Source organism: Pseudoalteromonas sp. A3 (assembly GCF_025942345.1).
Lineage (GTDB): Bacteria > Pseudomonadota > Gammaproteobacteria > Enterobacterales > Alteromonadaceae > Pseudoalteromonas > Pseudoalteromonas atlantica.
Genome location: NZ_JAPCKL010000004.1, coordinates 29647 through 41546, shown reverse-complemented (window position 1 = coordinate 41546; position 11900 = coordinate 29647). Strand labels below are relative to the sequence as shown.

The window sequence follows — 11900 nt, the reverse complement described above, 5'->3', positions numbered from 1 at the left end:
TGCTTATATTACCAAGTTGGTTAACAATGAAGCGTAAAAATAAAATAATTTGGTAATAACACACTGGGTATTTGGTAAATCACACATAACACCTGCTAAATACTAAACCACACAATTAAGGAGAATAGAGCCATGATGAAATTAAAACATTTTGCATTATGTGCTGTTGCAGCTGCCATTATAGGTTGTGACACGGATTCAAATAATAATAACAACACATTGGGCTCTATTGCTCTATCAGGCACAGCGTTAACGGGCGAAACATTGTCGACCAGCGTAAATGATGCCGATGGTATTTCTGGCGAAGTAAGCTACTACTGGTACGCCGACGGACAAGTTATAAGTGGCGCTAATGACGCAACTTTTACATTAACAGATGAGCAAATTGGTTTTGCAATTACAGCACAAGCACTTTATACAGATGACAGCGGTGTTAATGAGTCACATTTAAGTGAGCCCACCGATGAAGTGTCAGCTATTCCTTTTGCGGCCACGGTAGAAATTAACGGTGATGCAATTATAGGTAATGAACTAAGTGCTAATGTAGCGGATGAAAATGGTTTTGATCCGGCGCTTGTAGCATATACATGGTTTGCAGATGATGTTGAAATTGCCGATGAAACCTTAGCAACCTACACTATTACCGAATCGCAACTAGGTAAAGTTATAACTGTAAATGCAGCATTTGAAGATAACAGAGGCTTTGCAGAGTCAGCTACATCAACTGCCACAGCGCCAGTAGAGCGTGCAAATTCAGAAGGGTCGGTGGCGATTGTTGGCACACCTACGGTAGGTAATACACTTACAGCCGAAATAACAGATGAAGATGGCGCAAGCGGCACAATTACTTACCAGTGGTTTGCTGATGAGGTTGCAATTAGTGATGCCACGCAAAGCACTTACGTTGTAGATGAGTCATTATTAGGGCAATTTATTACCGTGCAGGTTACCTACACGGACGATCACGGTTTTACCGAAGACAACCTTTCTGAGGCAACCATTGCTGTTTCTGCAGAGGCTGTAGATGAAGCGGGTAGTATCACCATCTCAGGGGCTACGCCTTATTTAGTGACTAGCGAATTAACCGCTGAAATTAGCGATAACAATGGGGTAGATGAGCAAAACGTTACTTACACTTGGCTTGCTGATGGCGTAGCAATTGCAGATACCAACAGCAAAACATTTACGCCAACTAATCAAGCTGGCGCGATTATATCGGTCACTGCGAGTTATACCGATAACGATGGCTTTTCAAGCACAATTACCGGTGCCGCCGATACAGTAGTGTACACGCAAGTGATAAGCGACGCGGATGCGCTATTAGGTGCTATTAATGCGGGGCTTGGTGATGGCGATGTGCTTGGTTTAAATACCGGTGTATATGCCGATCTTGATGCCATTATGCTAACCAGCGCAGCAACACTTAAAGCTGTTGAAGGGCAAAGCCCGGTAATTAGTGGCGAGCTTTGTATTCATGTAGCCAGTGGGGTTGATGGCGCGGGTATTGAAGGCCTTACATTTAAAAATATTGATACTAAATCGGGTGGCTTTTGTGAAACCGAAGAAGATGCCGTTATTTATTCTGAGGGTGACAACTTCACCTTTACACAAAATACTATCGATGGTGAAGCAGAGACGTTAAATAATTCTACCTACCATTGGTTAATGCTTAAAGGCGACGCCGCAATGGTTGAGCGTAATACCTTTGCCAACCGCGATAAAGCAGAAAATGGTTCGGTGATAAAAATGTCTTCATCGAGCGCTAACCACGTTATTCAATATAACCTTTTCACAGGTACCAGCAGCAACCCAAATTTTGGTAACTCTAGTCTGCACTTAATTAACGCAGGGAGTACAACAGGTACAGGCTCTGCTGATGATGCAAACTTTACTATTCAATATAACCGAGTAGAAAACTTTGTTACAGGCCGACGTTTAATGCGCGTACAAACCTCTGGCGCGACGATTAAAGGCAATACCATTTTAAATCCTAATGGCGGTATTTCGCTTGAAGATGGTGGATTTAATACGGTATCAGACAACATTATTATTCGTACCACTGATATTGCAAGTTCAAGCGATCGTCCTGCTGGCGTGCTAATAACGCCTTTAGGTCACACTGTAAGCAATAACTACATCGCTGGTATTCGCTCAGGTAATAAAGAAGCCGGTGGTATTGTATTTACCGCTAACCCATTTTCACAAGCTGATGGCGGGGTGCCAAATGGAGGTAACCAAGCTGTGCTTGATGGCGCAGGCGACTTTACCCTTAATGTGACAAACAATACGGTACTTAACTCACAGCAACCATTTGTATTTAGTACAGAAATAGGTTCAAAGGCACCTGTTGGAGATTGTGATGAGCTTACCGCAGAAAATGCACCTGTACTGTATGGTTTAACTAAAAATGCATTTGAAATTAACTTCAACGGTAATTTAAATGCAAATGGGGTGGGCGATCAAACTGATGAAGACACCATTGAAAGCAGCGCGCTTGTTTATGGTTTCTTTTACCCTAACGAGCTGTCGAGCGATCACTCTTTTGAATACGACTGTGACCTAATTAACCATACTGAATCACTGTTCTCTAACAGCTTTGGCTTTAGTGACAGTTATGAGTCGGGCGATGCGAGCGACCTATGGGTTGATATTAGAAACGTAAATGGCAATGGTGAATACGACACCGATGGCGCTATTGACCAAAACCCAGAAGCAAATGGTAAAGAAATCCCAGAGTTTGTCACTGCTACAAGTACGCTGCTTGAGACTGACTCAAATGGAGCACAAGCCTTAGCAGGTGCAAGAAACTTATACTACATCCAAAGCACTGATGTAGGTGCAGGCTCTACGTGGGTGGCACAAGATGAATAAGCCCACACTGCACATTATTAATACTTATAAAAATAGCAAACTACGCACAACACACACAATGATAAAGGAGAACGCGGCATGTCGTTAAAAATGGATAGAAGACGTCAACATTCTACAAACAGCTCTGTTTGTAATCATTTTGCACTTTCACCTGCTGCTAAGTTAATTAGAGCAAGTTTACTTGCAGGTATGGCAGGCTCATTGTCATTTAATGCTTTTGCTCAGCAAGAAGCCCAAGAAAAAGTGACTGAAGTAGAGCAAGATGTAGAAATCATCAGCGTTACAGGTACTCGTAGAACCATACAAGATCAAATTGCAATTAAGCGTGAGGCAACAACAGTTGTCGATGGTTTATCTGCAGAAGATATTGGTGATTTACCCGCGCTGTCAATTGGTGAAGCGCTTGAGTCGATTACCGGTGCCGCATCTCATCGTGAAAACGGGGGCGCTACCGAAATCACCATTCGTGGTTTAGGCCCATTTTTAAGCGCAACCCATATTAATGGCCGTGAAGCTACTAATGGTAGTGGTGACCGCTCGGTTAACTTTTCACAGTTTCCATCAGAGCTTGTAAAAAAGGTCGCTATTTACAAAACCCAAGATGCTTCAATGATTGAAGGTGGCGTAGCCGGTGTGATAGCACTTGAAACGATTGCCCCGCTAGATTACGGCAAGCAACGCGTACAAGGCGAAGTTAAACTAAATTACAATCCAGATGAAAGTAATGTAGAAAACTCACTGCAAAGTGATACAGGCTATCGTGGTACGTTTAGTTATGTTGACCAATTTGAGTTTGCCGATGGCCAAGCAGTGGGTGTGTCTTTTGGTGTGCAGCGCCAAGATATTAGCCAACCAGAGGCCGAGTACAGAAGCTCAAGCCCATCGGGCTCTTCACTTTGGGCGTGTTTAAATGACCCAACTAATACGAATGAAGGCTTTTACAGAAGCAGCGCAGGTGATTGTGAAGACCAAGTAAATGGCAGTAACAATCAAGGTTATCAAACAAACATCGACCCAGAAACAGGCAAAGCCGAAAGCGATGGCACTCCATACGCATGGACAGGTAGTAGCCGCAGCTATCGTCAAAATGAAACCTCAGATGAGCGTGATGCAGTATTTATTGCAATGCAATATCAGCCGTCGTCTGAGTGGGATGTTAACTTTGATGCACAAATCTCTGACAGAACACAAAGAGAAGCACGCCACGATTTAATTTTTTTACAAAAACGCGCAACACCTGGTTTAACAGGCCCAACGCTTGTTACTAACGATGTAGGCGGAATTTTACATTGGGAAGGTGAAGAACGTATTGAATCGGCAGGCGAGCAATTCTCTCGTGAAGAAAACTACCAAGGTTATGGCATTAATATTGAGCACACGGTAACCGACCGCCTTACTGTAAATCTTGATTTAGCGTATTCAAAAACTGAGCGTGAAGAGCTACAAATTTCTAACCGTGGTAGAACCGCAGACCGTAATTTGTTTAGCTGGGATATGGGCGATGAAATTCCTCACTTCACGTTAACGGACTTTGATGTAACTGATATTTCTAACTTTACAGATAGCTTACGTACACGTTTAGACCGTGAAAACGTTCGCGAAAACGTAGTTAAATCGGCGCGTATTGATTTTGACTACGCGTTAGAGGGCGATATATTTACCAGTATTGAAGGGGGTATTAGAGCCTCAGAGTTAAGCTTTATACAGTTTGGTGGTAGCCAAGGTAATGGGTCTCGTACTGAGTATACTATAGGCGATGACTCAGCATTGGAGATACTTCAAGGCTGTCAAATTGACTTTCCAGAATCTGATTTTTTATCTAGCGTATCGGATGGCAACTTAGTAACAAATGTAGATAGTAGCGGTAATGTAATAAGCTCTGGGACAGGTTCTTCGTGGGCGACCTACGATAACGTCTGTTTCTCTCAAGCTGTAGCGGCTACAGACACTGATTATACAGGTGAATTTGGTTACCCTGATGTTGAGTACGAAAATGCCGGTACCATAGATGTTACTGAAAAAACCACCTCAGTGTACTTAATGGCAAACTACGACACCGAAGTATTTGGTAAGTTTATTCGTGGTAACTTCGGCCTGCGTATTGTTGATACTGATGTAACCTCGGTAGGCTTTAGAACAAATTACACTGTAGATGTAGATGAAACTACAGGCGCTGTAACCCTCGATGTAGGGGATTCACTAGAAAGAACCGAAAGCGGCGGTGGTTATACTAAATATTTACCAAGCTTTAACTTAGTAGTTGATTACAGTGAAGACATTTTACTGCGTGCGGGTATTTACCGTGGTATGTCACGTGCTGACCCATCTGATTTAGGCTATGATCGCGACTTTGTAACAGACGATCAATCTGTTGCGCTATCGCTTTCTGACTTATTAACCGTAGATGGTTCAGGTAACCCTGATACTCAACCATTAATGTCATGGAACTACGACTTAGCCTTTGAATGGTACCCTAATGAAGATTCTATTTTAGCACTAAGCCTATACTACAAACAGTTCCAAGGTGGCTTCCAGCAACAAACTGTAATTGAAGACTATGTGGTTGGCGGTGAAACAGTATCACTACCAGTGACAAATTCGGTAACAACCGATAATGATAGCGATATACTGGGTTTAGAAGCGTCGTTCTCGTACCGCTGGGATAATGGTATTGGTGTAAAATTTGGCTATAACTTTGCAGATACTGACTTTGAGTTTGAAGATAGCTTATATGGCGATACATACGTTACCGACCTAGATGGCAATACTACTCAATTAACTGCCGGTATTATTGAACCTGGCTCGGTGCCGGGCTTCTCAGAGCATGTATTTAGCAGCCAACTGTATTACCAAATTGGTGACTTTGATACGGCTATTATTTACAAATACCGTAGTGAATACTTCCAACCATATACCAGTAATGGTACCCGCTTACGTTATGTTGATGCCGTAGGTGTATGGGAAATGCGTGCATCGTATAAAATTAACGAGCACTTTAGAGTTAAAGCTGAAGCCATTAACTTGTTTAGCGCACCTAAGTCACAAGACTTCTTTGTGGAAGATAACCTAGGTGAAGTAAACGATTACGGCCCACGTTTATTCTTAGGAATGAGCTTTAAGCTATAACACAAAACCAGTGATCCCCACTTTAAAGCCCAATTAGCGTATGCCGCTAATTGGGTTTTTTTGTATGTGCGTGTGGGCTATTAAACCTAAGCTTTTTGAATCGCGGCGCACTCTCTTAACTAAATCTTGGTTAAACCTTTTTACCTAAAGCGCAGCATTACTAAACTCAGTGTTAGTAACGCTGCGTTATTGGCAGGCTAATTAGTTAGCCAAAAGTCTACTATCTTTATCTTGGTTGACCAATTAATTCGGTAAAAGCGGCTAAATATAAAAATAACGCGGTATATATAAAAAAAATATATCAGGCAGGTTGAGGGGGTTTTAATCTATTTTTGTGTGTTATTTAACCTTGATTGAGATTTAAAAGCACATTAAATACAAGTGGTTATATTATGGTCAGTAATGAAAGTGTTTTTGTCATGCCGAATTGGCTTTTATTGGTAATGACTGTTTTTGCTTTTTTTACAAAAAATGGTTTACCAATAGGTTGACCTTTGGTGTTTTTGCTGTAAATATTAAGTTAACCATTTAGATAAATGGTAAGGCGTTTAATAAAAAATATATAGCGAGTTACACATAGCACTGACACACACAGGAAAAACTATGAATCACAAGTTATCAAAAATTACGCTAGCAGTTATATCTGCCACAGCATTAAACCTTTCTTTGTCCACACACGCACAGGAAGCCAAGCCAATTGCAGAAGATGATGTAGAGATCATCGAAGTATCTGGCATTCGTCAATCACTTACTAATGCACTTGCTGAAAAACGCTCTGCAGATAGCCTAGTTGAAATTATTCAGTCAGAAGATATTGGTAAATTACCCGATCAAAACCTCGCTGAAGTATTAGAAAACGTAACGGGTATTCAAATTACACGTCAAGCGGGTGTAGGCACAGGTGTACAAATTCGTGGTACCGATGCTAACCGTACCGAAATTAACGGTGTATCAACGGTGGGCTCAGGCTCTGGTCGAAGTGGTATTAGCTTTGAAGATGTATCAGCGTCAATTATTTCAAGCTTAGAGGTAATAAAGTCGCCTGAAGCGAAAACAATAGAGGGCTCTGTAGGCGGTACTATTAACCTTAAAACGATTCGCCCACTGCATTTAGGTGAGCAGCTAGCCACTATTAGAGTGCAAGGTGAGCACAGTAGCTTAAGCACTGATAGCGGTTTGCAACCACGTTTTTCGGGAACTTTTGCTGATAACTGGGAAGGTGATTACGGTAAATTTGGTGTGTTAGTGAGCGGCAGTTACGCAGAGCAAGATGTAACGGCGTTTCGCCCACGTGCAGATAGAGATAACATTATCACTGCAGATAGCGGTGTAGCCAGCGCTCAGTCTTTTGACTTTTTACCGATTCAATTTTTTGTACAAGATTACGATAACTACGAATACGAAACTAAAAACTTTGTAGGTACCATTGAATGGGCGCCAAACGACAACACAAAGTTTTATTTTGATGCTGTGGTTAACGATCAAGAACGTCGCCAAGAAAGTTCTCGTGTACAGGCTTCTGGTGTAAGTGCGCTTAATGATATTTCGGTTCCTGATGAATTTGAAACCGTAAACTTAGGCTCACTTGGCGGTACCAACCTTGGCTCTATTCAAGCGGCCTTACGCGGTGTCATTCCGGTTAATTTAGAAAACGATGATGACGATCCTAACCTTCGTTTTTCAAGTGATACAAACTCGCGTGTTACCGACAGTAATATTTTTAGACTCGGTGGCGAATGGCAAGGCGATAAGTGGTTTGTTAGTGCTGAAATTGCTTCGTCATCTTCAGATACAACTACGCCTAGCTTTAATACAACGCTTAACTTTATTAACCCTAATGTGCCGTTAGATGCTGGTGGCGGTAATGATAATAGTGTGCCGTTTGAGTATGACTTATCAGGTGGCGCATTGGCATTTGGTATTGCAGAGGGGGCAGAGTACGCGCCAACGGTTGAACAACTACTAGACCCTGCAAATGTAGTGCTACGTGATGTAAATATTGGTCAAGATACCGTTGAAAACTCTGAAGATGCGTTCCGTATTGATTCAACCTATTACACAGACTCAATTGTAACCTCTATTGATTTTGGTTACCGCTACAGTAAATCACAAAGCAAACAAAACGAAATTACCTCAAGCATTGGTTTAAGAACCATGGCTGATAGCCCAACAGGTGATTTATTTGCCGACTTATTAGTGGCAGGCCCAGATAACTTTAACGAAGCTGATGGCCGCTCGTTATACATAGGCGACTTTTTACTTATTGATCCAGAGCTTGTGGCGTCAGACCCTGATGCGGTACTTGCCACATTACAAGCAGCGATGACTGCGCACGGTTCAAGCAAAACATTAAATGCACCTACTTCAAGTTCTGCAGGTTTTTTTGATATAGAAGAAACCACCCATGCGCTATATGCACAAGCTAACTTTGAGTACGAAATGGTGCGCGGTAACATTGGTGTGCGTTACATTCAAACAGACGTAGAGTCTACGGGCAACTCAGTTACTCAAGATGGTAGTGGTAATGAACTGGTAACGCGTATTACCAATGAATCAGACTATGACTTTATTTTACCTCGTTTAAACCTTGTCGCTGATGTATCGGAAGATGTACTTGTGCGCTTTGGTGTAGGTAAAGATATTCGTCGTCCTGATTATAACGACTTATCAACGTCTATTACCTACAGCACAAGTCCAAATGACGAAGTTGAATTTGGTAACCCAGCACTGAAACCTGAAGAAGTACTGTCTTACGATTTATCGGCAGAGTGGTATTTTGCAGAGGCAAGTGTATTTAGCGTAGGTATTTTTCATAAAACACGTAAAGACTTACACGTAAATCAGTTAACCTCGCCAGTTGAAGACCCTGTAACAGGGTATCGCGACTTAACAGACCCATGTGAAGGTGGCGGTATATTTAACCCCATTGCAGATATAAATGTATTTGGCCCTGAGAATGGCCGTGGCGTATGTGTTGGCACAGAAACAAAAGTAAACGATAGTGGTGAAACTACCCAAAAAGGGATTGAGTTTGCCTTTCAATATGACCTATCAGGCTTTGAAAAAGACCTAGGGTGGGCATCTGGCTTTGGTGTATTAGCTAACTATACAATTCAAGAGTTCTCAGGTGGTGAAACCGAAAACTCAGCAACCTCAAGAGCAAGTAATGTATTTGCAGCAACCACCGGTACGCCAGGTATTGAAGTAAGTGAAATTCAAGGCTTACTTAACCTTTCTGAAAACGCGTATAACTTTACGCTGTACTACGAAAAATTTGGCCTATCAGCACGTATGCGTTACACGTGGCGTGAAGGGTATCGTTCAAATGACTTTGGTAGTACGTCTAGCTTCCCTTGGGGTTTCCCAGTGGTACAAGAAGACCGTGGCCAGCTTAATGCAAGTATTAGTTACGATGTGAACGAGCAACTTAATATTGGCTTAGAGGCAGTAAATATTACTGAATCTGAAATTAGCCAATCATGTGTAAACGAAAGCGCACTATTGTGTTTCCAAGGTTTAACTGACCGTCGTATTACACTGGGTGCAAGTTACCGTTTTTAAAAAGTATGTTGAGAGTGTGTAGCCTTTGAACGGGCACTAAAAAGCAAGCCACATGGCTTGCTTTTTTTTACCTAAAATTAGCCGCAGTTAGGTGGTTAATAATGGGCCGTGGTTCTTTGTGTTGGGGGGTAAAAATGCACCTGTTTGTAAAAAATAAAGTGTGTGTTGTATTACTTGTTGGTTGTAGCGCATTCCCGTGTGGCTTACATCAAGGGTAATAAAATCACGCATATTAGTAGGGCGTGTTGGTATTTGATGGTTGAATTTGCAGCAGTGTGTTTGGTTTTTAGGCAAGGCAGAGCCTGTGAAGTGTGGTTATTCCCCATAAATAGGCGATAACGCTGCATAAATGCCAAACATGCGCTGCCCTTTGGGTTCTGCCTAGGGGCGATAAACTCTTTGTTGCCTACATGGATGTAGGTAAGGGGCGTGAGCAGGACGCGGAAGCTTTACTTGGTTTTTACTTATTCTTACAGGGATGTAAGTCATTAGAATAACGCAGGAGCAGTTATCGAGCCCACTAGGTTACAAACCTCGCGCCGCGATTTAATCGCCCCTAGATTGAACAAATTTCAATCCGCAAAGATCAACACGCCCTCAGTTTGGCTGATTCTACAGACACCAAGCCATCGTTTTTACCTTTAAAATAATGCTGTGTCAGGGGGGATGCTTTAGTGCCGGCTATTACGCCTAAATCAATGTCCAGCTCATTTATGGTGTTGCCCTCTTACTGCCTGTAATTAAAGATTGGCTTACACTGCCGGCTATATGCATTAGCCATGAACCATTTAAATGATTAGCTAATTCGCTGCCTTTGTTAGGCGTGCCAATTAACACGACATTTCCAAGTGTATTACCATTAAATACCCGAGGGTTATTTTGCAAGTAGGCTCTAATAACTAAGCCACCTAGGGAGTGGCCTACAAAATGTACTTTACTCGCATTAGCAATACAGGCATTAATTTGTGTGGTTGTTTGCGTAAACACAGCCTCAACACTTTGCCCTAAAGAGGCGTAATTTAGGCTGCATACCTTATAATGTGCACGTTTAAGCTGCTGGGCAAAATATCGCATTGCCCAATCGCTTCTGCCTAACCCATTGGCAAGTACTACCAGCTCATCATCAGGTTTATACTGCACAGGGGGGTTATTGGTACTTTTACAGGCGGTTAGGGAAAGTAAAAGTATTAGGCAGATTACTAATGGCTTTTTCATTACTTTTACACCCTACACACGTTCTCTATTAGCAATTATATTGTCCATTTAAAAGCAGTGTGCTGCTCAGTAACTGCCCATAATTTGCTTAGCACAGGCTGATCTAAAGCAAACGGCTCAAGTTTGCATATTCCTACGGGGCCGCTCCAATTCCATCTTCCTGATGGGCCATAATACGCACGCTGTTTTAGGTTATGCTCGGTGGCACACATAACCTCAGGGTATGCACCTTGCTCTGCCGATTGTGCTAAGCCCATTTTTACTATTAGTGACCAGGTAAATCGGGTTGCAAAGTTAACATTATCGCCAATAAGAGAGGTATTAGCTGCACCTGGGTGACACACAAACACCTGCACATTTTTATTGGCGGCGGCTATTTTATTTTGCAGCTCATAAGCAAACATCATTTGTGCAAGTTTACTGTGGCAGTAGGTTTTATTTGGGTGGTAGTTTTTATTCCAATTCATGTCATCAAATTGAATCGTTTTAAGCCCCATTTTGTAGCCTTCACTGGCCACTACAACAATACGCCCGCTAGATTGCTCTATTTTATTAAAAAGTAAACCACACAGTAAAAAGTGCCCATAGTGGTTAACCCCTAACTGACTTTCAAAGCCGTCTTTAGTAAATTGCTGAGTCGCGACCTGCGCAATAGCACCGTTACAAATAAGTGCATCTATGTGTGGCACAGTTTGTAATACCTCGTTGGCTGCATGGCGCACAGAGGCAAGCTCTGCTAGGTCCATTTTTATAAAGCTCACATCGGTACTATTGCCAAACTCCTGTTTTAACTTAGCAATAGCTTCATCTGATTTTAAAGGGTTACGATTGAGCATAACTACTTTTGCGCCTTTAGCGAGTAATAGTCGGGTTGCTTCAAAGCCTGCGCCTGTATTTGCTCCCGTTATTAGATAGCATTTACCAACTAAAGAACTGAGTTGGTCGGGAGTCCAGCCAGAAGGGCCAAATGGGTTAGTTGCGCTCATTAGTTAAATTCCTATCAATATAAGTATAAATATGCAGTACAGGGCTATGCGCATTGTTCCACATTGCTTGTTAGGTAATATAACTCTCGCTACTAGGTGTAACTAGGCGATATCCTCTTTAAAATATGCCTATTTGTATCG

At 42.1% G+C, this 11900-nt stretch carries 5 protein-coding genes; 3 read left to right on the top strand and 2 right to left on the bottom strand.

Annotated elements, in window-relative coordinates:
- Positions 1-135 precede the first annotated feature (135 nt).
- The 3 genes from OIZ54_RS09020 (at position 136) to OIZ54_RS09010 (ending at position 9558) form a co-directional block, all read left to right on the top strand.
- Positions 136-2871 (top strand): poly(beta-D-mannuronate) lyase, encoded by a 2736-nt coding sequence (locus tag OIZ54_RS09020; RefSeq protein ID WP_264390361.1) that lies wholly within the window; start codon positions 136-138, stop codon positions 2869-2871.
- 78 nt (positions 2872-2949) lie between these two features.
- On the top strand, positions 2950-5997 hold the full coding sequence (locus OIZ54_RS09015) for a TonB-dependent receptor (protein WP_264390216.1): 3048 nt from the start codon (positions 2950-2952) through the stop codon (positions 5995-5997).
- A 603-nt stretch (positions 5998-6600) separates the two neighbouring features.
- Positions 6601-9558, top strand: coding sequence for a TonB-dependent receptor (locus OIZ54_RS09010; protein WP_264390215.1), 2958 nt, complete (start codon positions 6601-6603; stop codon positions 9556-9558).
- A 711-nt stretch (positions 9559-10269) separates the two neighbouring features.
- Here the strand turns inward: OIZ54_RS09010 and OIZ54_RS09005 are convergent.
- Positions 10270-10773 (bottom strand): esterase/lipase family protein, encoded by a 504-nt coding sequence (locus OIZ54_RS09005; protein ID WP_264390214.1) that lies wholly within the window; start codon positions 10771-10773, stop codon positions 10270-10272.
- 35 nt (positions 10774-10808) lie between these two features.
- The gene (locus OIZ54_RS09000; protein WP_055255652.1) at positions 10809-11759 is read right to left on the bottom strand and encodes an SDR family oxidoreductase; all 951 of its coding nucleotides are present in this window, start codon (positions 11757-11759) and stop codon (positions 10809-10811) included.
- Between the last annotated feature and the right edge of the window lie 141 nt (positions 11760-11900).

Excerpts from the sequence above, each read along its gene's own strand:
- OIZ54_RS09020 (WP_264390361.1), top strand. The coding sequence starts at position 136 with ATGAAATTAAAACATTTTGCATTATGTGCTGTTGCAGCTGCCATTATA.
- OIZ54_RS09015 (WP_264390216.1), top strand. The coding sequence starts at position 2,950 with ATGTCGTTAAAAATGGATAGAAGACGTCAACATTCTACAAACAGCTCT.
- OIZ54_RS09010 (WP_264390215.1), top strand. The coding sequence starts at position 6,601 with ATGAATCACAAGTTATCAAAAATTACGCTAGCAGTTATATCTGCCACA.
- OIZ54_RS09005 (WP_264390214.1), bottom strand. The coding sequence starts at position 10,773 with ATGAAAAAGCCATTAGTAATCTGCCTAATACTTTTACTTTCCCTAACC.
- OIZ54_RS09000 (WP_055255652.1), bottom strand. The coding sequence starts at position 11,759 with ATGAGCGCAACTAACCCATTTGGCCCTTCTGGCTGGACTCCCGACCAA.